Here is a 20,425-nt window from a genome sequence, read left to right as displayed (position 1 = left end):
TCACGACGTGAAGGCCGCGTTCATCGTCTTGGCGGCGTCGGCGGTGGCCGTGTCGACGTTCTTCGCGCCGGTGACGACCTCCTGGATCATCGTCGGCAGCACGGTCTGCGCCTCGATCTTCGCCCACGCCGGGGTGACGGGGACGAACTTCGTGCCGGCCTGCAGGGTCTTGGTGAACGGCTCCAGGAACTTGTCCGAGTCCGCGACCTGCTTCTGCACGTCGGTGAACGTCGGCAGGTTGCCCATCGCCGCGTACATCTTCTGCTGGTACTCCTTCGACGCGAGCAGCTGCGTGAACTCGGTCGCGAGCGTCTTGCGCTGGGTGCCCTTCATGACGCCGAGCAGGTTGCCGCCGGCGAACGCGGGCGCGATCGAGCCCGCGGTCTTGCCGGGCAGCGGCACGACGGCGTACTTGCCGGCCGCGCTGGAGGCGTCGACCGACTTGCGGTTGAAGTCGCCGCCGATGGTCATGGCCGCCTTGCCCGCGCGGAACGCCTCGACGCTCGCGTCACCGCCGTTGCCCGCGCAGGTGGCCGGCGGGCAGATGTCGTCCTTGATCAGCTCGGTGTACTTCGCGACACCGGCCCTGGCCTCCGCGCTGTCGACGGCGGCGGTGAACTTGCCGCCGTCGGACTTGGCGATCTCGCCGCCGCTGGCCCAGATGAACGGCAGGGCGGCGAACAGGTACTTGCCGCCGGCGGAGATGCCGATCAGCTCGGGCTTGCGCTGCCGGATCTCACGGGCCGTGGTCGCGATCTCGTCGAGCGTCGCCGGCGGCTTGAGGCCGAGCTCGGAGAAGACGTCCGTGCGGTAGTAGAGCGCGCGGACGCCGACGAACCACGGCACGCCGTAGGTCTTGCCGTCGACCTTGGCGGTGTCGAGGATCGTCGGCACCAGGTCCTTGGACTCGCTCCACGCGCTGAGGTCCAGCTCGGAGAAGCCGCCCGCGGAGACGTAGCCGGCGAGGTCGGTGTTGCCGAACTCCGCCACGTCCGGCGCGCTCTTGGGGTCGCTGAAGGCGGCCTTGAACCGTTCCGCCCGGCTGGACACCTGGATGTACTGCACGTCGACGGTCACGCCGCTGTGCTTGCCCTGGAACTCGGTGACGGCCTCCTTGACCACCGCCTCCTTGGGCCCGCGGTTGACCTCGTCGAACAGCCACACCCGCAGCTGCCCGGTCTTCTCGTCCCCCGTCGTGTTCGCCGGTCCGGACTGCACCGGAGCGCAGGCGACCACCGCGCCCACGCCCAGCACGGCCACGAGTGCCTTCAGCCTCATCGCGCCCTCCGCATTGCATATAGTGCAACAGCCATTTCACAGGAAGCAACGTGAGACTAGAACGGTCCGCGCTAAGGGTCTAGACCAGACGGTTGATCCATTGCCGAACTGATGCCGGGTCGACCGGTTCGTCCCACCCGCCCGGCCGCACGGCGCTGCCGACGTGGAACGCGGTGATGCCCGCTTCGAGGAGCTCCGCGACGTGGTGGGGCTGGAGGCCGCCGCCGACCAGCAGCGTGGGCGGCTGGGCGTTGACCAGCTCTTTCAGGACCTCCCTGCCCGCTTCGACACCCTTGCGGTGACCGGCGGCGAGCACGGTGTCGCAGCCGAGGCCGGCGACGGTCTGCCAGCCCTTGCGCACGTCGTTCGAGTTGTCGAGCGCGCGGTGGAACGTCCACGCGCAGCCCTCCAGCTCGGCGGCGAGGTTGAGCGTGACGCCCTCGTCGATCTCGCCCTCCGCGTCGAGGAACCCGAGGACGAACTCGGTCGCACCCGCCTCCCGCAGCTCGGCGGCGGTCCGGCGCAGCTGCCTCAGGTCGCCGGGCGCGAACCCGTTCCGGTCGCGCAGCATCACCCTGATGGGCAGGTCGCACGCCTTCCGCACCTCCGTGAAGGTGGCGACAGACGGCGTGAGCCCGTCCGCGGCCATGTCGGCGACCAGCTCCAGGCGGTGCGCGCCGCCCTCCTGAGCAGCAACGGCGTCCCTTGCGTCGAGTGCGATGACTTCGAGAATCGGCATGGTCTAGACCATAGTGCGCAAGTCGATGTGCTTTCGGAAATCCGGGAGCGATTTCTCGCATCCCCGCGTCGGAGTGCGTATCTGGGTCCTGGTTCGCCGCTCTTGTTCAGTGAGCGACAGGACGTGGAGCGAGCGTCAGCCGGTTCGAGGGGTGCCGGCCGGCGCGGCTCCCACCAGGGCGGCCCGTGATGCGGAGGGGGAATCACGGGCCGCTGGTGCACCCAGGGGAAGATGAGGGCGGACGATGGGCGAGACTGCTCCAATTGAGTGAATTTTGTATCTACCGCCCAGTCGACGCCTCCTGACCTGGCGAACGGCGCTGACGTGGCGGCCGATCGGAGGTGCTGCGTGGACGAGCTGCACACGGCGGATGACCGAACGCCGTGGGACGGGCTGGAAGGCACCGAACGGCATGCGGTCTGCGTCGCCGCCGCACGCGAAGGCAACCGCAACGCACTCGACGTCCTCGTGGCCGAGCTGACCCCGCTGGTGTGGCACGTCGCCCGCGGCCAAGGCCTCGACCGCACCGCGGCGGAGGACGTCGTGCAAACGGTGTGGCTCGCCTTCCTCCGCAAGATCGACACCATCAAGGAACCGCGCGCCCTGGTCGGCTACCTGGTCGTGACGACCAGGCGTGAAGCACGCCGCACCTGGACGCCGAACAAGCGCGAGACCCACCTGTCCGACGAGTACGCCGAACAGCTGGAGTCCGACACCGGCCTGCCAGAGGACGTGACGTTGATGGACGACCGCGACCGCAGGCTGTGGCTCGCGTTCGGCCGGCTCACCACCAAGTGCCAGGAACTGCTCCGGCTCACCGTGCTCGCGGGTCGCGCCGAGTACCGAGCAGTCGCCGAAGCACTCGCCATGCCCCACGGCAGCATCGGTCCGACCAGGGGACGGTGCCTGAACCTGCTGCGCAACTACCTGGAAACGGAAGGAGGATCGCGGTGAACGAGATCGACCCGCGCGACGACCGCAGGGGCCTTGAGGACACCGCAGTCCTCTCCGAGCTGAACAGGCTGGTCGACGAACTCGATCCACCTCCCGCAGACCTCGTCGACCGCGTGAAGTTCGCGATCGCTTTGGAGGACCTCGACGTGGAGGTGGCCCGCTGGGAACGCGCAGGCTCCTTCGCGGGCGTGCGCGGCGGCCAGACCGGCACCATCACGTTCACCGTCGACAACCTGACGCTGATGGTGAACTTCACGTCGACCGGCTCCCGCCACCGCATCGACGGCTGGCTCGTCCCCGCCGGCGAACACACGGTCGAGGTGCGCGTCGCCGACCACAAGTCGTCGTGCACCCGTGCCGACGACGGCGGGCGGTTCGTGCTGCCGGACGTTCCGGCCGGGACCACGCAGATCCTCGTGCACCTGGTGAACTCGCACGGGGAACCGGGGCGGACCGTGGTCACGCCGACGATCATGCTTTGAGCCGTTTTCGGTGCGGGGAACGGTTTTGCAGGGATTGGCGCGGTAGGGGGTTTCGGGGGCGTGCCGCGCCCGCACCGGGGTGCTGAACTGGGGCGGTGACTCGCGGCCCTGACCCGCGCGGCGGGAGGTGGCGGCGTGCCGAGCACGTTCGGTGAAGTCGCCGCACTTCTCACCCAGGCCGTGCAGAAGAGCGAAGCCGCGATCAGCACGTTGTCGCGGGCGTCCGCCCTCGTCGACGAATGCCGGTCTCAGTTGCTGGCCGCGCTGGCCGGAACCACGGCCGAAGACGATGCCGCCGCTGTCATCGCGTCCTTCCAAGCCGTCCAGGACGGTGTCGCCGAACGAGTTCGCGAGCTGCGAGCAGCTCTGGAGGGACTCGCGCGAATCCGAGCCCGGTTCGAGGTCCACAGCCGTCCTGAACCGGCCTCGCCGGCAGCCGTGCAGTCGTGGGTTGCGGGCACGCGAGCCGGGTTGCCCTGGTACCGGACGAGCGGCGTCTACCGGTCCTCTGACGGCCGCACCGACCTGGTGCAGAGCGGGCGTGAACCGGATGGGGAGCACGACCGCATCAACGACCACCTGGTCGATCTCGGCATCGGACGCCCTGGTGCGAGCGTGGAGGCGTCCAAGCACGTCGAGGTGAAGGTCGCCTGGCGGATGCGGCAGAGCGGCATGAACCGCGTCGAACTGGTGGTCAACAACGAACTCTGCAACGGAGTCCTGTCCTGCTCCCGGCTGCTCCCCCACGTGCTCGGGCCGGGGCAGACGTTGACCGTGCACGACCCAGTACGGTCGCGGGAGTTCCGCGGAAAGGACGTGCGGTGAGTTACACGCTCGAATTCTGGTACTACCACGGCGACAACCGCGCCGACGAGCCCGTCGCCGTCGCCACCGCGGCGGAGTTGGACGAAGTCCTGACCCACGTCGCGAACCACCCGCAACCGCACCCGGCACAGATCGCCGCGAGGGAGCTGCCGAAGTTCGGGGTCCTCGAGATCCCGGACCGGATGTTCAAGCTGGACGCGCGGCACGGGTTCGGCGCGTTGCACTTCGTCGGCCCGGACCCCGAGAGCACCACTGACGAGATCGGCTACTGGGTGACTCGGGGTGCTGAACCTCCGGCAGCCGTACCGACCCTCTATGTCGACAAGGACAACAAGACGGAGTTCCCCCGGAACGCCGCGATCCGGCTCGACCAGGTCCGGGACGCCCTCCTGGAGTTCCAGCGGACCGGTTCCCGGCCGACGTGCGTCGAGTGGCAGGTCACCGAACCGGTCTACTGACCACCGACTCCCCGGAATGCCGGAAGGCCCGGCCCCGCCGAAGCGGGACCGGGCCTTCCGAGGTGGAACAGCAGCGGCTGGACTCAGAAGTCCATGCCACCGGCGTCCGGCGCGGCCGGAGCGGCGTTCTTCTCCGGCTTGTCCGCGACGACGGCCTCGGTCGTCAGGAACAGCGCGGCGATGGACGCGGCGTTCTGCAGCGCGGAGCGCGTGACCTTGGCCGGGTCGATGATGCCGGCGGCGACCAGGTCCTTGTACTCGCCGGTCGCGGCGTCGAGGCCCTCGCCCGCGGGCAGGGACTTGACGCGCTCGACCACGACGCCGCCTTCGAGGCCGGCGTTGACGGCGATCTGCTTCAGGGGCGCCTCGACGGCGACCTTGACGATGTTCGCACCGGTGGCCTCGTCGCCCGTGAGCTTCAGGCCCTCGAACGCGGCCTCGGCGGCCTGCAGGAGCGCGACGCCACCACCGGCGACGATGCCCTCCTCGACGGCGGCCTTCGCGTTGCGGACGGCGTCCTCGATGCGGTGCTTGCGCTCCTTGAGCTCGACCTCGGTGGCCGCGCCCGCCTTGATGACGGCGACGCCGCCGGCGAGCTTGGCGAGGCGCTCCTGGAGCTTCTCGCGGTCGTAGTCGGAGTCCGACTTCTCGATCTCGGCGCGGATCTGGTTGACGCGACCCTGGATCTGGTCGGCGTCGCCCGAGCCCTCGACGATGGTGGTCTCGTCCTTGGTGACGACGACCTTGCGGGCCTTGCCCAGCAGCGAGATGTCGGCGTTCTCCAGCTTCAGGCCGACGTCCTCGGTGATGACCTGGCCACCGGTGAGGGTGGCGATGTCCTGGAGGATGGCCTTGCGGCGGTCACCGAAGCCCGGGGCCTTGACGGCGACGGACTTGAAGGTGCCGCGGATCTTGTTGACGACCAGCGTGGCCAGGGCCTCGCCCTCGACGTCCTCGGAGATGATCAGCAGCGGCTTGCCGCCCTGCATGACCTTCTCCAGGAGCGGGAGCAGGTCCTTGACCGTGGAGATCTTGGAGCCGAACAGCAGGATGTACGGGTCCTCGAGGACCGCTTCCTGGCGCTCGGGGTCGGTCACGAAGTAACCGGAGATGTAGCCCTTGTCGAAGCGCATGCCCTCGGTGAGCTCGAGCTCGAGACCGAGGGTGTTGCTCTCCTCGACGGTGATGACGCCTTCCTTGCCGACCTTGTCCATCGCCTCGGCGATGAGCTCGCCGATCGTGGGGTCAGCGGCGGAGATGGACGCGGTAGCAGCGATCTGCTCCTTCGTCTCGATCTCCTTGGCGTTCTTCAGGAGCTGCTCGGCGATGGCCTCGACGGCCTGCTCGATGCCGCGCTTGAGGCCGAGCGGGTTGGCGCCGGCGGCCACGTTGCGCAGACCCTCGCGAACCAGGGCCTGGGCGAGAACGGTCGCGGTCGTGGTGCCGTCACCAGCGACGTCGTCCGTCTTCTTCGCAACTTCCTTGACGAGCTCGGCCCCGATCTTCTCCCACGGGTCCTCGAGCTCGATCTCCTTCGCGATGGAGACGCCGTCGTTCGTGATCGTCGGCGCACCCCACTTCTTCTCGAGCACGACGTTGCGGCCCTTCGGGCCGAGCGTCACCTTGACGGCGTCAGCGAGGGTGTTCATACCCCGCTCGAGACCGCGGCGGGCGTCCTCGTCGAACGCAATCATCTTGGCCATTGCGGTGTGTTCCTCCGCCTTTGTGGATTCTGGGCCACTGCGGGCCGGCAAAGCCCACAGCGGAACACGGTTCGCTTGGCCAGGTTCGGTGCCCGCGACGGACGACCCCGCGAAGGGGGCCTCACCTTCCCAGCCTCACTTCTTTGGCACTCGACTGAGCCGAGTGCTAAGACGTGTTTAGCACTCGGGCACGGCGAGTGCAAGCAGCCGGGGTGGAGCGTCAGCCCGTCGTGCGCACCGGCACGGAGGTCGGCAGCGGCTTGCGCGAGGTCGGGTCGTCGCCGACGTTGAGCGTGGGCGAGGAGTTGGTCTTGGGCTGACGTGCCGGTTCGTCACCGGGCGACAGGATGATCACCACGATGACGATCGCCACGATCGCGACCGCGGCCGCGATGACCGGCGCCAGCCAGGTGGGACGTTCCTTGGACGTGGCGTTGAACGCACTCACGCCCACCTGGTTCGGCGGCCGCAGGCGGACCGGGTCGGACAGCTGCTGCTGCTGCTGCTGCTGCGGGTACCCGCCCTGGTAGCCGCCCTGCTGCTGCACCGGCGTCGGACCGGACAGCGGCGACTGCACGGGGATCGAGCCGGAGTGCGGCCCGAGTTGAGCGGGGCTCGATCCCTGCGCGACCCCGGCGAGCGCGACGCGTGCGGCCGCGATCAGCTCGGCGCAGCTGGAGTAGCGCTGGGCCGGCTCCTTCGCGGTGCCGCGGCGGATGACGTCGTCGATGGCGGGCGGCAGCGCGACGAGCTGCGAGAGCGGGGGCACGGTCTGGGCGAGGTGGCCCTGGATGACCTCCTGCACACCGCCCTGGAACGGCGGGCGCCCGGACAGGCAGGCGAAGAGCATGCACGCGAGCGCGTACTGGTCGGTGCGGCCGTCGACGGGCTCGCCGCGCAGGTGCTCCGGCGCCGCGTAGGTCGGCGAGCCGAGGAAATCACCTGTTCGGGTGCGGTGGCCGGTGGCGCCGCGGCGGGTGAGGCCGAAGTCGGCGACGTAGACGTGCTCGCGGACGCCTTCCTTGGTGGTCACGAGGACGTTCGCCGGCTTCACGTCGAGGTGCACGAGGCCCTTGCCGTGCAGCATGTCGAGCGCCTCGGCGACCTGGGCCAGCAGCGTCAGGGTGCGGGCTGGGGTGAGCGGCCCCTCCTTGACGTGGCCCGCGAGGTCCTGGCCGTCGACCAGCCGCATCGCGATGTAGAGCAGGCCGTCGACCTCGTCGAAGTCGTACAGCGGCACGATGTTCGCGTGGTCGATGGCGGAGGTGTTGCGCGCCTCGTCGACGAACCGCTCGCGGAACTCCGCGTCGGGTGCGAGGTGCTCACCGATGACCTTGAGCGCGACTTTCCGGCCCAGTCTCACGTCCGTGGCCTTGTAGGTCACGCTCATGCCACCGCGACCGAGCACACCGTCGATCCGGTAGTGCGCGATCCGCCGCCCGCTCAGGTCCTCAGACACGCGAGGCAGCCTAACGCCCGCCGGGATCGCGCTGCTCGGGGTTGCTCAAACAGTGACTTCTACGCCTTGCGCACGTCCGAGGCCTGGCTGCGCCCGTCCCGGCCGGCCTGCACCTCGAACTCCACCCGGTCGCCCTCGGAGAGCGTCCGGAAGCCGTCCATCTGGATCGCCGAGTAGTGCACGAACACGTCGGGCCCGTCGTCGGTTGCGATGAAGCCGTATCCCTTTTCGGAGTTGAACCACTTGACGGTACCGAGAGCCAAGGCGTCCTCCTTCAGATCACGCAAAGCGCAGAACGCAACGCTAGGAGAAGAAAACTCACTCGGATACCTCCTTACGGAGTCATGAACGCGAGCTGACTCCGTTGGCGCGCAACCAGGTGGCGAGCCGGCGGGGTCCGCGCGTCTGGGTGAGGACGGCACCGGGACCGGCGAAGTCGAACACCAGGCCCTCACCGGAACGGACGTTCTGCGTGCCCTCGGGTGGCAACGCGCGGAGCCGGCATTGCACGGTGTCGGAGAAAGCGAGCACGTGATCGGTGTCCACGGTGACCGCCTCACCCTCGCCGAGGGTCACGAGGTCGAGTGCGCCAGAACAGCCGAGCAGCACCGTCCCCTGTCCACGTGCGTAGTTCAGGAATCCTTCGACGCCGCCGAAGAGCGCCTGCAACGGGGGCGCCTGCGGGTTCATCACCACGGCGCTGCCGGACGCGATCCAGCCGAGCCGGGAGATGCACCAGCCGCTGCTGCCGTCGAGGTCGACGGTGTGCAGCTCGCCGGGCAGCGCCGGTGCGACGTCGACCCAGCCGCCCTCGGCGCCGGCGGTGCACAGCGTGACGGCGCCGCCCTTCGGCTCGACCGCGAGCCCGTAGCTCGTGGCGAGCACCGACTGCGGCTCGACCAGCACCATCTCCGCGGGTGCGAGCACGAGTCTCGCCACGCCGAAGCTCGGTGTGTGCCGGGTCCGGACCTGCACGCTGTGCACCCCCAGGGGTTGAACCGGTCCACGAGTGGGCCGGGAGATCGTCACGGCCTCCGCGACCTTGGCAGTATGCAGTCGTGTCCCCCACCTCTGTCGCCGCACACCGCCAGCGCGTCGCCTCGCTCGTCGGGCAGATGCCGGTCCTGCAGCTGCCGCTCGAGGAGTGTCTCGGGCTGGTCCTCGCCGCGGACGTGATCGCGCCGGTGTCCCTGCCGCCGTTCGACAACTCCGCGATGGACGGGTACGCCGTCCGCTCCGGTGACCTGGCTCAGGTCCCGGTCCGCCTGCCGGTCTCCGACGACATCCCGGCGGGCAAGGTGGACGTGCGGCCGGTGGAGCCCGGCACCGTCCACCGGATCATGACGGGCGCGCCGGTGCCGCCGGGAGCGGACGCGGTGGTCCAGGTGGAGTGGACCGACGCGGGCACCGAGCACGTGCAGGTGAACGCGACCGTCGCACCCGGCACGAACATCCGGGTGGCGGGCGACGACGTGCGCGAGGGCGATCCGGTCCTGGTCGCCGGAACGGTGCTGGGCCCTGCCCAGCTGGGGCTGGCCTCCGCGCTGGGCCTGCCCGAGCTGCCGGTGCGGCGGCGGCCGCGGGTGCTGGTGCTGTCCACGGGCACGGAGCTGGTGGAGCCGGGCACCCCGTTGCGGCCGGGGCAGATCTACGAGTCGAACGGCATGATGCTGGCCGCGTCGGTGCGCGACGCGGGCGGCGTGGCGGTGCGGCTGCGGTTCGTGCCCGACGACGTGGAGGCGTTCCACCGGGCGCTCGCGCCCCACCTCGGGTCGGTGGACGTGATCATGACGTCCGGCGGGGTCAGCGCGGGCGCGTACGAGGTGGTCAAGGACGCCTTCGCGAGCCACGACGTCGAGTTCACGAGGGTCGCGATGCAGCCGGGCGGCCCGCAGGGCTCCGGCCGGTACGAGGGCGTGCCGGTGCTGACGCTGCCGGGCAACCCGGTGAGCGCGCAGGTGTCGTTCGAGGTGTTCGTGCGGCCCGCGCTGCTGGCGTCCATGGGCCACACCCGCACCGACCGGCTGACCGCACGCGCGCGGATCTCGTCGCCGCTCACGTCACCGGCCGGGAAGACGCAGTTCCGGCGGGGCGCGTACGACCCGGCGTCGGGCGAGGTGGTCACGCCGGTCGGGGGGCCGGGTTCGCACCTGCTGTCGGCGCTGGCGTTGTCGAACTGCCTGATCGAGGTGCCGGAGGACGTCACGGAGCTGGCGGCCGGCGACGAGGTCACCGTCCGGCACCTGCGGTAGCGGGCGATCCGGTGGCGGTTGTGCGGTCTGTGCTGGCGTTGGTGCTGCTCGCCGGGTTCTTCGTGCTCGGCGCGGCGGTCACGGCGGGGCTGGTCGCGCTGTCGGTGTGGCGGTTCCGGATCGGGGACTTCCAGGGCGGCGGCTGGGTCGGGTTCATCGCGGCCGCGGTGGGGTTCCCGTTGCTGTGGGCGGTGGTGCGGGCCGTGTACGCGCGGCCGGAGCCGACCGGTGTGCCGCTGGGCCGGGCCGCGCACCCGGAGCTGTGGCGGCACGTGGACGAGCTGGCTGCGCTCGCCGGGACGCGCTCGCCCGACGACGTCCGGTTGGTGCCGGAGCCGAACGCGGGCGTGTGGGAACGGCGTGGCACGCGGTACCTGCAGCTCGGGGTGCCGCTGGTGGCCGGGCTGTCGGTCGGTGAGCTGCGGTCGGTGCTGGCGCACGAGCTGGGCCACTACGGCGGCGGGCACACGCGGGTGTCGGCGGTGCGGTTCCGGGCGAAGCTCGCGCTGGAGCTGGCCGTCGAGCAGGGCGACTTCATGCGGCTGCTGTACGGGTGGGCGCGGCTGTACTCGCTGGTGGTGGCCTCGGAGAGCCGGCGGCACGAGCGGTTCGCCGACGAGGTGTCGGTGGCCGCGGCCGGGGTGGCGGCGGCGCGGCGGGCGTTGCTGCGGATCGGGCCGGTCGGCGCGGGCTGGGGCGACTACCTGCGCTGGTACGTGGTGCTCGCGGGGCTCGCGGGGCGGACGCCGCCGTTGCTGGAGGGCTTCCGCGCCTACCTGGGGCACCCGCGGCGGGTGCACCAGCTGCGGGCGCTGGAGGCGGTGCTGGCCGAGCAGGAGCCGACGTCGGTGTTCGACAGCCACCCGCCGGTGCGCGAGCGGGTCGCGGCGATGACGGCCGCCGACTCGGTGCCGGTCGACGAACGGCCCGCCTGGGAGCTGCTCGACGGGACGCCGCTGGAGGCGTTCGCGGCGCTGCTCGACGTGCAGGGGCCGCCGATCTCGTGGGAGGAGCTGGCGCCGCTGACCGGTCCGGCGCTGGTCAGGCGGTACGCGGACGCGCTGCGGCACGCGGGGCGGGTCAGCGGGGTCGGCGAGACGCTGCGGGACGTGCTGGCGTGCCTGGAACGCGCCGAGCTGCACCGGCTGACCGGGCGGCCGGTGGACGGCTCGCTCAGCGAGGAGCAGGTGCACGAGGCGGCCGTGGAGAGCGTGACGGAACTGCTCGCCTGCGCGGTCGCGGACCAGCTCGTGACGACCGGGCGGGGCGTGCTGGAACTCAACTGGGGCGGCATCCCCGTCGTGCGGATGGCGGACGGAGCTGCGGTGCACTCCGAAGACCTGGTCGCACCGGCGGTGCGGGACCCGGCGCGGGTGGGCGAGTTGCGGGCGCGGCTGCGGGCGCTCGGCGTCGACGGACTGTGACGGAACGCTCACCGCACGGCGTTGTTGACGCCCTGTGACCGGGATTACACTGGCTTGAGGCGCCGGTGGGCCCGTGCATTCGTCGGGGGATGCACGGGGCTACCGGCCACTTGTTTTCTCGGCAGTCCATGTGGGCGGTTTGGCGTGTTGGCGTAGCGTGTTGCCGCCCGACATCCACGGAAGCTACGGAATCCCACACCACGATGAGCAGCGAAAAGCCCGTCTCCCACTTCCTCGAACTCGCGCGCGGGATCGTTCCGCCGATGAACCCGGCCGGACGTCCGTTCGTGGCCGGCGCGGCGGTCCTCACGTTCGTCCTGCGTCGCTTCAACAAGCGCCTCGGCGTCGTCGGCGCCGTGCTCACGGCGTGGGTGGCCTGGTTCTTCCGCGAGCCGAAGCGCGTCACGCCGGCCCGGTCGAACATCGCGATCGCGCCCGCGGACGGCACCGTCTCGCACGTCGTCGACACCGTGCCGCCCAAGGAGCTCGGGCTCGGTGACCAGCCGATGACCCGCGTCAGCGTGTTCCTGTCGGTGTTCGACGTGCACGTGCAGCGCATCCCCGCCGACGGTGAGGTCGTCCAGGTCTCCTACCACCCCGGCAAGTTCCTCTCGGCCGACCTCGACAAGGCCTCCGAGGAGAACGAGCGCAACACGGTGTGGATGCGCACGACCGAGGGCCACGACCTGATCTTCGTGCAGATCGCCGGCCTGGTCGCCCGCCGCATCGTCTGCCACGTCGCCGACGGTGAGAAGGTCGAGCGCGGCCAGACCTACGGCCTCATCCGCTTCGGCTCGCGCGTCGACACCTACGTGCCGCGCGGCTCCCGCGTCCTGGTCGAGGCCGGTCAGCGCACCATCGGCGGGGAGACCGTCCTCGCCGAGCTCCCGGAGGCCTGATGGCTCCCAGCGGGCCCGGCGTTCGCCTCCTGCCGAACGCGATCACGGTCCTCGCCATGTGCGCCGGCCTGTCCTCGGTGCACTTCGCGAACGTCGGCATGTGGGGCGCAGCCATCGCCTCCATCGCGGCCGCCGCGGTCTTCGACGGGCTCGACGGCCGCATCGCGCGCATGCTCGACGCCACGTCGAAGATGGGCGCGGAGCTGGACTCGTTGGCCGACGCCATCTCCTTCGGGGTGGCGCCGGCGCTGGCCATCTACCTGTGGAAGTTCGAGGGCAACCGGGCCGGCTGGGTCATCGCGCTGATCTTCGCGGTGTGCATGGTGGTCCGCCTGGCCCGCTTCAACACGTTGCTGGAGAAGGAACAGCCGCCGTTCGCGAAGGAGTTCTTCGTGGGCGTGCCGGCGCCCGCCGGTGGCCTGTTGCTGCTGCTCCCGTTGATCATCGAGGAGCAGGTCCGCACCGACGGCTGGTGGAACTCGCCGGTCGCGGTCGGGGTGTGGACCGTGGTGGTGGCCTTGCTGCTGGTGTCGCGGATTCCCACCCTGTCCGTGAAGACCGTGAAGGTGCCGCCTCGGTTCGTGGCGCCGTCGTTGGTGCTGATCGCGTTGCTGGCGGCCGCGGTGATCACGTTCCCGCTGGTGGCGCTGATCATCGCGATGGTCGTGTACCTGGCGCACCTGCCGTACTCGGTGCGGCGGTACCTGTGGCTGTCGAAGCACCCCGAGGCGTGGACCGTGACCGGTGTGGAGCGCCGGGCGATCCGGCGGGCGCACGGGGTGGCGGCGCGGCGGCTCGGGTTGCGGCAGCCGTTGCGCGGCCGGGTGGCCGGGGCCGCGATGCGGGCTGTGCGGCGGCCTCGGCGTGACTCCGGTGTGGCCGACGGGGCGTCGCCGGCGGGACGGCGGCGGTCGTGGCGGCGGCTGGGGTTGCGGCGGCAGCAGAAGCCGTGATCGCCGGGTGAGGAGTTCGGGGAAGCCCCGCGGGAGTTCGCGCCCGCGGGGCTTTCCGCTGTTCTGACCGCGAGGTCGAGGCGCTTCGCCCCGTGGACGGTCGGCGGGCGCATTAGAGTCGGGGCGTGATCACGCTGACGGCTCGTCTGTCCCCGTCCGCACTGGACACCCGTCGCGGTGTCGTGAGGCTGCACCCGGAGGTGCTCGACGCGCTCGGGTTGCGGGCCTGGGACGCGGTCAGGCTGACCGGTGCGCGGGTCAGCGCGGCGCTGGCGGCGGCCGGTGAGCAGCCGCCGGGTGTGGTGCTGGTCGACGACGTCACGCTCACCAACCTCGGCGTGGTCGAAGGTGCGGAGATCGTGGTCGCGCCGGTGAAGGTCGAGGCGGCGCGCAGCATCACGGTGGCGGGGTCGCGGCTGGCGACGACGGCGCTGACGCCCGAGCACGTGCGGATGGCGTTGACGGGCAAGGTGTTGACGGTCGGGGACAACGTGTCGCTGCTCCCCCAGGACCTCGCGCCGCCGCCCGAGGCGAACGTGTCCGAGACGCGCCGCAAGCTCAGCAACGCCATCGGTATGACGTGGACCAACGAGCTGATCACCATCACGTCCACCGACCCGGCGGGGCCCGTGGCGGTGCGGCCGTCGAGCGTCGTCGGGTGGCGGTCCGCGCAGGCGCCGGCGCAGGAGGTGACGCCGGTGGTGGTGCAGGAGAAGCACGAGGCGTTGCCCGTCGCGAACCTCGTCGGGCAGAAGGAGCAGGCCAGGACGCTGACCGAGTGGCTGGAGCTGATGTTCCGGCAGCCGGAGCTGCTCACCAGGCTCGGGGCGCAGGCGCGGCTCGCGGCCATGGTCAGCGGGCCGGAGGGCGTCGGCAAGGCGACGCTCGTGCGGGCGGTCGCGGCCGGTGTCGAGGCGGAGCTGGTGGAGCTGGCCGCGCCCAGCATCGCGGTGCTGGAGCCCGGGGCGATGGCCAAGCAGCTCGGTGACGCCATCTCGGCGGTGCCGGAGCACCCGACGGTGCTGCTGATCACGGACATCGACGCGCTGCTGCCCGCGGTGGCACCGCCGGTGGCGACGGTCGTGCTGGAGATGTTGAGGACGGCGGTGTCGCGGCCGAACCTGGCGCTGGTCGTCACGTCGGCGCGCGCCGAGTCGGTGGACGCGCGGCTGCGGGTGCCCGACCTGGTGGACCGCGAGCTGAGCCTGCCGCTGCCCGACGGGGCCACCCGCGCGGAACTGTTGCGGGTGCTCATGAAGGACGTGCCGGTGGAGTCCGATGTGGACTTCCGCGCGGTGGCGGAGAAGACGCCGGGGTTCGTGGCGGCCGACCTGTGCGCGTTGCGCAGGGAGGCGGCGGTGCGGGCGGCGCTGCGGCAGCGCAACGTCGACGAGCCGCGGGTCGGGCAGGAGGACCTGCTCGGCGCGCTCGGCACGGTGCGGCCGATCTCCATGTCCGCCTCCGACACCATCCAGACCGGCGGCCTGACCCTCGACGACGTCGGCGACATGGTCGAGACCAAGCAGGCGCTGACGGAAGCGGCGCTGTGGCCGTTGCGCTACCCGGACTCCTTCGCGCGCCTCGGCGTGTCGCCGCCGCGCGGCATCCTGCTGTACGGGCCGCCCGGTTGCGGCAAGACGTTCCTGGTGCGCGCGCTGGCGGGCTCCGGCCAGCTGAACGTGCTGACGGTCAAGGGCGCCGAGCTGATGGACAAGTTCGTCGGCGAGTCCGAACGCGCCGTGCGCGAGCTGTTCCGCCGCGCCGCGGACGCCGCACCGGCACTGATCTTCCTCGACGAGGTCGACGCACTGGCACCGCGCCGCGGCCAGTCCTCGGACGCGGGCGTGGCCGACCGGGTGGTGGCGGCCCTGCTCACCGAGCTGGACGGGGTGGAACCCCTGCGCGACGTCGTGGTCATCGGCGCGACGAACCGGCCTGAGCTGATCGACCCGGCCCTGCTGCGCCCCGGCCGGCTGGAGCGGCTGGTGTACGTGTCGCCTCCCGACGCGGACGCGCGCACGGAGATCCTCAAGGCGGCTTCCAAGAACACGCCCTTCGCCGCCGACGTCGACCTCGCCGAGCTGGCGAAGGAGCTGGAGATGTACTCCGCGGCCGACTGCGCGGGCTTGGTGCGCGAGGCGGCGCTGACCGCCATGCGCGAGTCCCTGGAGGCCGCGGAGGTCACGCAGGCGCACCTGGCCAAGGCCCGCCAGGTCGTGCGGCCGTCGCTCGACCCGGTACAGCTCGCCGGGCTGGCGGCGTACGCGGCGGCACGCTGACGTTTTCACCCGAACGAGCCAGTGGCATGGACTAATTGCACGTCATAGCGTCCAGAAGCATGTCTGCGACCACTTCCACCGCGCTCAGCCGAGACCTGGGCGACGAGCTGCGGCTGTTGCGTGAGACCACGACCAAGATGAACGGCCGCCAGTTCGCCGTTCATCTCGGGTGGGACCCGAGCAAGGTGTCCAACATCGAGCACGGGAAGGCGCGGGCGAGCGACGTCGACCTCGCACAGATCATGACGGCGTGCGGGAAGAACCTGGAGTACCTGCAAGAGTTCAGGAGTCGGTACCACAACGCCTTCGACCCCTACTTCGCCCAGGTCTCGGACAACCTCCGGACGCTGGTGATGACGGAGGCGCTGGCCACGAAGATCACGGCGTACGACGTCTTGACGCCGCACGGTCTCGTCCAGACGGAAGGCACGGCGCAAGCCCTCCTTTCGGTGAACGGGCTGCACACGAAGGAGATCGTCGAGAAATTCGCGCGATTGCGAATCGAACGACAGACCATCCTGCGCCGCCCACTCCATGCGGAGTTCATGTTCTACATCCACGAGCTTGCGTTGCAGATGCTGGTGGGCGACATCCGCACCAGGGAAGATCAGTACCTGCGCTTGCTCTTCAACACCCACATGCTTCGCGTCGTGCCGGCCGAGGCCAAGGATCTGGCTTTCTCGACGAAGTGCGCCCTGTATGAGTTTGAGAAGGCATCACCCGTCGTCTACACCGAGAGCGATGTGGCCAACGTGTTCGCGCAGAGCCAGACGGCTGTCGCGCACGCGAAGCAGCTCTTCAAGCGGCTGGAGACCGTGGCCTTGGATGCGGAACAATCGAAGCGCAAGCTGGCGGAGTACGTCAGTGCACTTCGAGAGGACCGCGATGACCACCGAACGGACCTGGCGTAAGAGTTCCTACAGCAACACCGACATCAACGGTGACTGTGTGGAGGTCTCGCTGGCCCAGGAAGCGTTGGTGCGTGACTCGAAGAACGCGAGCGGTGACGTGCTCGCGTTCTCCGCCGAAGCCTGGCGCCGGCTGCTCTACTTGCTGCCGGACGGCCCCCGGTAGTCGTTCGTCACGATCAGGATGATGCCGGGCGCCGCGTGGTCGATGCCGGTGAACCGGGGTTCGACGCGGGCCTTGAGCACGGCGGCGAGCTCCTTGGCCGAGGCCTCCTCGTCGGTGCCCGGCCGGAAGTACACGGTCGTGGTGGGGATGGTGCCGCCCGAGTAGTTGCCGGTCTCGGCGACCTGCCAGCCGTTCGCGCGCACCTCGTCGGAGGCGCGGGCGGCGAGGCCGGCGACGGTGCTGTTGTTGTAGACGCGCACCGGGGACTTGGCGACGCCGGGCGGGGTGACCGGGGGTGGCGGCGCCGCGGCGGACGTGGTGATCGGGGGCGCTGTCGGTGCCGCGGTCGTCGTGACCGCGGGTGCGGACGACGACGGGGGTGTCGCCGACGACGACTGGGCCGGGGCGCTCGACTGGGGCTCCGACGGGGCGGAGGAGGGCGGGGGTGTCGGCGTGCCGGAGGCGGCGGCCGGTGGTGTGTCGTCGGAGCCGCCGAAGAGGCTCACGACTCCGATCACGGCGGCCACGGCGGCGACGCCGAGGAGGGCGAACCCGGCGGCCTTGGCCGGGCGCGACGGGCTTGCGGACTCGGGGGAGGTCATCAGTCCTCGGTGCTCCTGGCGCGGGCGCGAACCCTTTGGCGGCCTGTCCGGACGCCCCGCAGCCGCTTGACCAGCATCGGGTCGGCAGCCAACGCGGCTTCGGACTCGATCAGGCCGTTCAGCAGCTGGTAGTAGCGGGTGGCGGACATGTCGAACAGTTCCCTGATGGCCTGTTCCTTGGACCCCGAGTACTTCCACCACTGGCTTTCGAACGCGAGCATGGTGCGCTCGCGGCTGGTCAGCCCGTCAGCGGAGGAAAGCGTCTCGGCGTGATCCATCTGGCTCCCCACGGTCGCCACACCAATCAGGTGCGGGCAATCTAATCACGTGATCGTTCCAACCTACCGCGCGACACCGACAGTTTTGGACGGCTTAAAGTCTGACCATGGCCGTGCACCGCATCGTGATCGCTGGTGACCCCGTACTTCACAACCCCACGCGTGAGGTCACCGAGTTCGACACCGAGCTGAAGACGCTCGTCGACGACATGTTCGAGACGATGGCAGCAGCTCGCGGAGTCGGGCTCGCCGCCAACCAGATCGGTGTCGACCTGCGGGTCTTCGTGTACGACTGCCCGGACGACGAGGGCGTGCAGCACCGCGGGGTGATCGTGAACCCGCGGATCGAGACCTCCGAGGTCCCCGAGACCATGCCGGACCCGGACGACGACTTCGAGGGCTGCCTGTCGGTGCCCGGCGAGGCGTACCCGACCGGACGCGCCCGGTGGGCGAAGTGCACGGGCCAGGACCTCGACGGGCAGCCGTTCGAGGTCGAGGGCACCGGGTTCTTCGCGCGCTGCCTCCAGCACGAGACCGACCACCTCGACGGCTTCCTCTACATCGACCGCCTCGTCGGCCGGTACAAGAGGGAGTCGAAGCGGATGCTGCGCGACAACGAGTGGGGCCAGCCGGGCCTGTCCTGGGACCCCGCCGACCCCGACTACTTCGACGACGAAGAAACCGACTGACGCAGGACGGACTAGCGCAGGACGGACTCGACCTGGGCGAGCTCGTCCGGTGTCAGCGGGCCGAACCGCAGTGCGGCCGCGTTCTCCTCGACCTGCGCCACCGTGCGCACCCCCGGGATGGGGACGAGCCGGGGAGAACGCGCCCAGAACCACGCCAGCGCGCCCTGGACCAGCGTCCGGCCGCCGGAGGTCAGCACGTCCCTGACCGCCTCGCGGGCCCGGAAGTACTCCGGTGACGGGCGGCCGTCGACGAAGAACCGCAGCCACGCCGGGTTGGTGACGCGCACGTCGTCCGCCGGCAGCACGTCGAACGTCTCGCGTGCCAGCAGACCCATCGCGAGCGGACGGCGGCACAGGACCGCGTACTCCCCCGCGTACATCTCCGGGTTGTCGAACAGCACGTTGACGTCGGCCTGCGCGGCGATGCCGTGCGGCTTCTCGGTGAAGAACCTGGCCCGTTCCGGGTCGTCGGTGCTCCAGCCGTAGGACCGGATCTTGCCCTGCGCGACCAGCGCCTCGCACTCGTCGCGCAGCAGCGCCGCCTGGTCGAGCGGCAGGTCGCCGATGTGCAGCTGGTACAGGTCGATCCGGTCGGTGCCCAGGCGCCGCAGCGACCCCTCGACGGCACGGCGCAGGTGCCCGACCGATCCGTCCGTCCCCGTCATCCGGCGGGTCTCCGCGTCGAACGTGAACCCCCACTTGGTGGCGATCACGACCTGGTCGCGGACGCCCGCAAACGCTTGCCCCACCAGTGTCTCCGAGTGGCCGCAGCCGTAGGTGTCGGCGGTGTCGAAGAGCGTCACGCCCAGGTCCAGCGCCCGCCGCAGCGCCCTGACCGACTCCGCGTCGTCGGACGGTCCCCAGCCGACCGGCTCGCCGTCGAAGGAGTACGGGCCACCCATGGCCCACGTCCCGAAACCCAGCTTCCCCAGATCCGTCATGCCGGTCAGCGAACAACCTGGAGCGCGCTCCAGGTCAAGAAACCGGCTTGCGGCCGTCGGCGACCATCAGGGGCATGCCACTGGAAAACATCGTCGCCTTCGTCGCGGCCTCGTTCCTCATCGCACTGTCGCCAGGACCCGGTACGGCCGTGGTCCTGCGACAGTCGGTGCACGGGCGGCGGGCCGCACTGGCGACGGTGTTCGGCATGGAGGTCGGGGTGGCGTGCTGGGCCGTCGCCGCGGCGCTCGGCCTGTCGGTGCTGCTCACGGCGTCGGAGATCGCCTACCACGCGCTGCGGATCGGCGGCGCGGTGTTCCTGGTCTACCTGGGCGTGAAAGCGCTGGTCAGCAGGAGCCTGCCGACCGAGGCGCCACCGCCCGGCCGCGCGTTCCGCAGCGGGCTGGTCGTCAACCTGGCGAACCCGAAGCTGGGCGTGTTCGCGATCTCGTTCCTACCGCAGTTCGCGCCGGCCGGGGAGTCCGGCCAGGGGGTTCTGCTCCTCCTGGCCGCCGGCTGGGTCGTGGTCGACACCGTCTGGTACCTGGTCGTCGTCGCGGTCCTGCACGCCGTCCGCGGCTGGCTCGCCCGGCCGCGGGTGCGCACGGCTCTGGAGAAGCTGTCGGGCGGCGTGCTGCTGGCGCTCGGAGTCCGGCTGGTACTCGACCCGCGTTGACGTCGGGCCGCCGCGGCGCCAGAACAGCTCGGGGAGTCCGGCCAGCTCAGCGAGGGTGTGGCAGCGGGCCAGCGGCTCGTAGCCACCCGCCAGGACGTGGGCGCGGACGCGGTCGAGCCGGCCGAAGTCGATCACCTCGCCCACGATGAGGAACGGCAGGACGAGCTTCCACGCCTGCACGACGGCCGAGCGCTTGCGGTGCGGGGCGCGCAGGACCGACCGCGCGACGCGCAGCAGGTGCTCGTTCGCGCTCATGGTCGCCGGGTGCGCCGTGTGGTCCCAGTTCCACCGGCGCTCCTCGGTGACCGCGCAGCGCACGCACTCGACCGGCCCGGTGCCGAGCTCGGCACCGCAGCGGGAGCACGCGAGCAGGGTCATCGCCCAGTCGACGCAGGTCCAGGGGTACACGCCGACGTCGGCGGAGGTGACCAGCTCGGCCAGCTCCCGGTCGGCGAGCTGCGA

The 20,425-nt window shown here is 70.6% G+C and carries 22 protein-coding genes; 13 read left to right on the top strand and 9 right to left on the bottom strand.

The window, feature by feature from the left end; genetic code table 11:
* Entirely contained in the window at positions 1 to 1,278 is a 1,278-nt protein-coding gene (locus AB0A63_RS04995) for an extracellular solute-binding protein (protein ID WP_360385462.1), read from the bottom strand.
* A 79-nt stretch (positions 1,279 to 1,357) separates the two neighbouring features.
* Positions 1,358 to 2,017: a copper homeostasis protein CutC gene (locus AB0A63_RS04990; protein ID WP_360385460.1), complete on the bottom strand. Its 660-nt coding sequence runs from the start codon at positions 2,015 to 2,017 to the stop codon at positions 1,358 to 1,360.
* Positions 2,018 to 2,365: 348 nt separating this feature from the next.
* On the opposite strand from AB0A63_RS04990, the gene AB0A63_RS04985 reads away from it, so the two are divergent.
* The 4 genes from AB0A63_RS04985 (at position 2,366) to AB0A63_RS04970 (ending at position 4,736) form a co-directional block, all read left to right on the top strand.
* Positions 2,366 to 2,971 carry a sigma-70 family RNA polymerase sigma factor gene (locus tag AB0A63_RS04985; RefSeq protein WP_360385458.1) on the top strand — a complete coding sequence of 202 codons (606 nt, stop codon included), beginning with the start codon at positions 2,366 to 2,368 and terminating at the stop codon, positions 2,969 to 2,971.
* Positions 2,968 to 3,453 carry a carboxypeptidase regulatory-like domain-containing protein gene (locus AB0A63_RS04980; protein WP_360385456.1) on the top strand — a complete coding sequence of 162 codons (486 nt, stop codon included), beginning with the start codon at positions 2,968 to 2,970 and terminating at the stop codon, positions 3,451 to 3,453. Before AB0A63_RS04985 ends, AB0A63_RS04980 begins: the two co-directional genes overlap by 4 nt.
* A 135-nt stretch (positions 3,454 to 3,588) precedes the next feature.
* Complete coding sequence (locus AB0A63_RS04975; protein WP_360385454.1) at positions 3,589 to 4,278, top strand: DddA-like double-stranded DNA deaminase toxin; 690 nt, start codon at positions 3,589 to 3,591, stop codon at positions 4,276 to 4,278.
* Positions 4,275 to 4,736, top strand: a complete 462-nt coding sequence (locus AB0A63_RS04970; protein ID WP_360385452.1) for an Imm1 family immunity protein — start codon at positions 4,275 to 4,277, stop codon at positions 4,734 to 4,736. Before AB0A63_RS04975 ends, AB0A63_RS04970 begins: the two co-directional genes overlap by 4 nt.
* A gap of 83 nt (positions 4,737 to 4,819) precedes the next feature.
* Here the strand turns inward: AB0A63_RS04970 and groL are convergent, their stop codons facing one another.
* The 4 genes from groL to AB0A63_RS04950 all read right to left on the bottom strand — a co-directional run bounded on the left by groL (position 4,820) and on the right by AB0A63_RS04950 (position 8,873).
* The gene (gene groL, locus AB0A63_RS04965; RefSeq protein ID WP_360385450.1) at positions 4,820 to 6,439 is read right to left on the bottom strand and encodes a chaperonin GroEL; all 1,620 of its coding nucleotides are present in this window, start codon (positions 6,437 to 6,439) and stop codon (positions 4,820 to 4,822) included.
* A 220-nt stretch (positions 6,440 to 6,659) separates the two neighbouring features.
* The gene (locus AB0A63_RS04960) at positions 6,660 to 7,898 is read right to left on the bottom strand and encodes a serine/threonine-protein kinase (RefSeq protein WP_360385448.1); all 1,239 of its coding nucleotides are present in this window, start codon (positions 7,896 to 7,898) and stop codon (positions 6,660 to 6,662) included.
* Positions 7,899 to 7,957: 59 nt separating this feature from the next.
* On the bottom strand, positions 7,958 to 8,161 hold the full coding sequence (locus tag AB0A63_RS04955; RefSeq protein WP_360385446.1) for a cold-shock protein: 204 nt from the start codon (positions 8,159 to 8,161) through the stop codon (positions 7,958 to 7,960).
* Between the two features lie 79 nt (positions 8,162 to 8,240).
* The gene (locus tag AB0A63_RS04950; RefSeq protein WP_360385444.1) at positions 8,241 to 8,873 is read right to left on the bottom strand and encodes an AIM24 family protein; all 633 of its coding nucleotides are present in this window, start codon (positions 8,871 to 8,873) and stop codon (positions 8,241 to 8,243) included.
* An 83-nt stretch (positions 8,874 to 8,956) separates the two neighbouring features.
* Between AB0A63_RS04950 and glp the strand changes: the two genes are divergently transcribed.
* The 7 genes from glp to AB0A63_RS04915 all read left to right on the top strand — a co-directional run bounded on the left by glp (position 8,957) and on the right by AB0A63_RS04915 (position 16,779).
* Positions 8,957 to 10,150, top strand: coding sequence for a gephyrin-like molybdotransferase Glp (gene glp, locus AB0A63_RS04945; protein ID WP_360385442.1), 1,194 nt, complete (start codon positions 8,957 to 8,959; stop codon positions 10,148 to 10,150).
* 20 nt (positions 10,151 to 10,170) lie between these two features.
* On the top strand, positions 10,171 to 11,574 hold the full coding sequence (locus AB0A63_RS04940; RefSeq protein WP_360385440.1) for a M48 family metalloprotease: 1,404 nt from the start codon (positions 10,171 to 10,173) through the stop codon (positions 11,572 to 11,574).
* 203 nt (positions 11,575 to 11,777) lie between these two features.
* Entirely contained in the window at positions 11,778 to 12,473 is a 696-nt protein-coding gene (locus AB0A63_RS04935) for a phosphatidylserine decarboxylase (RefSeq protein WP_360385438.1), read from the top strand.
* A complete protein-coding gene (gene pssA, locus AB0A63_RS04930; RefSeq protein WP_360385436.1) occupies positions 12,473 to 13,426 on the top strand; it encodes a CDP-diacylglycerol--serine O-phosphatidyltransferase in 954 nt (317 codons plus the stop codon). Before AB0A63_RS04935 ends, pssA begins: the two co-directional genes overlap by 1 nt.
* Positions 13,427 to 13,551: 125 nt before the next feature.
* A complete protein-coding gene (locus AB0A63_RS04925) occupies positions 13,552 to 15,705 on the top strand; it encodes an AAA family ATPase (protein WP_360385434.1) in 2,154 nt (717 codons plus the stop codon).
* Positions 15,706 to 15,764: 59 nt separating this feature from the next.
* The gene (locus AB0A63_RS04920; RefSeq protein ID WP_360385432.1) at positions 15,765 to 16,616 is read left to right on the top strand and encodes a helix-turn-helix transcriptional regulator; all 852 of its coding nucleotides are present in this window, start codon (positions 15,765 to 15,767) and stop codon (positions 16,614 to 16,616) included.
* Positions 16,591 to 16,779, top strand: coding sequence for a DUF397 domain-containing protein (locus AB0A63_RS04915; RefSeq protein ID WP_360385430.1), 189 nt, complete (start codon positions 16,591 to 16,593; stop codon positions 16,777 to 16,779). Before AB0A63_RS04920 ends, AB0A63_RS04915 begins: the two co-directional genes overlap by 26 nt.
* Here the strand turns inward: AB0A63_RS04915 and AB0A63_RS04910 are convergent.
* A complete protein-coding gene (locus AB0A63_RS04910) occupies positions 16,752 to 17,381 on the bottom strand; it encodes a LytR C-terminal domain-containing protein (RefSeq protein ID WP_360385428.1) in 630 nt (209 codons plus the stop codon). The genes AB0A63_RS04915 and AB0A63_RS04910 overlap by 28 nt on opposite strands.
* The gene (locus AB0A63_RS04905; protein ID WP_360385426.1) at positions 17,381 to 17,659 is read right to left on the bottom strand and encodes a DUF3263 domain-containing protein; all 279 of its coding nucleotides are present in this window, start codon (positions 17,657 to 17,659) and stop codon (positions 17,381 to 17,383) included. Before AB0A63_RS04905 ends, AB0A63_RS04910 begins: the two co-directional genes overlap by 1 nt.
* Before the next feature lie 107 nt (positions 17,660 to 17,766).
* Here AB0A63_RS04905 and AB0A63_RS04900 point away from each other — a divergent pair, with 107 nt between their 5' ends.
* Positions 17,767 to 18,348, top strand: a complete 582-nt coding sequence (locus AB0A63_RS04900; protein ID WP_360385424.1) for a peptide deformylase — start codon at positions 17,767 to 17,769, stop codon at positions 18,346 to 18,348.
* An 11-nt stretch (positions 18,349 to 18,359) separates the two neighbouring features.
* Here the strand turns inward: AB0A63_RS04900 and AB0A63_RS04895 are convergent, their stop codons facing one another.
* Complete coding sequence (locus AB0A63_RS04895) at positions 18,360 to 19,289, bottom strand: aldo/keto reductase (protein WP_360385422.1); 930 nt, start codon at positions 19,287 to 19,289, stop codon at positions 18,360 to 18,362.
* A gap of 74 nt (positions 19,290 to 19,363) precedes the next feature.
* On the opposite strand from AB0A63_RS04895, the gene AB0A63_RS04890 reads away from it, so the two are divergent.
* Positions 19,364 to 19,963 (top strand): LysE family translocator, encoded by a 600-nt coding sequence (locus AB0A63_RS04890; protein WP_360385420.1) that lies wholly within the window; start codon positions 19,364 to 19,366, stop codon positions 19,961 to 19,963.
* Positions 19,964 to 20,425 lie beyond the last annotated feature (462 nt).

The organism is Lentzea sp. NPDC042327 (assembly GCF_040647275.1).
Classification (GTDB): Bacteria; Actinomycetota; Actinomycetes; order Mycobacteriales; family Pseudonocardiaceae; genus Lentzea.
The sequence above is the reverse complement of the archived record's forward strand: the minus strand, read 5'-3'. Positions and strand labels throughout refer to the sequence as shown.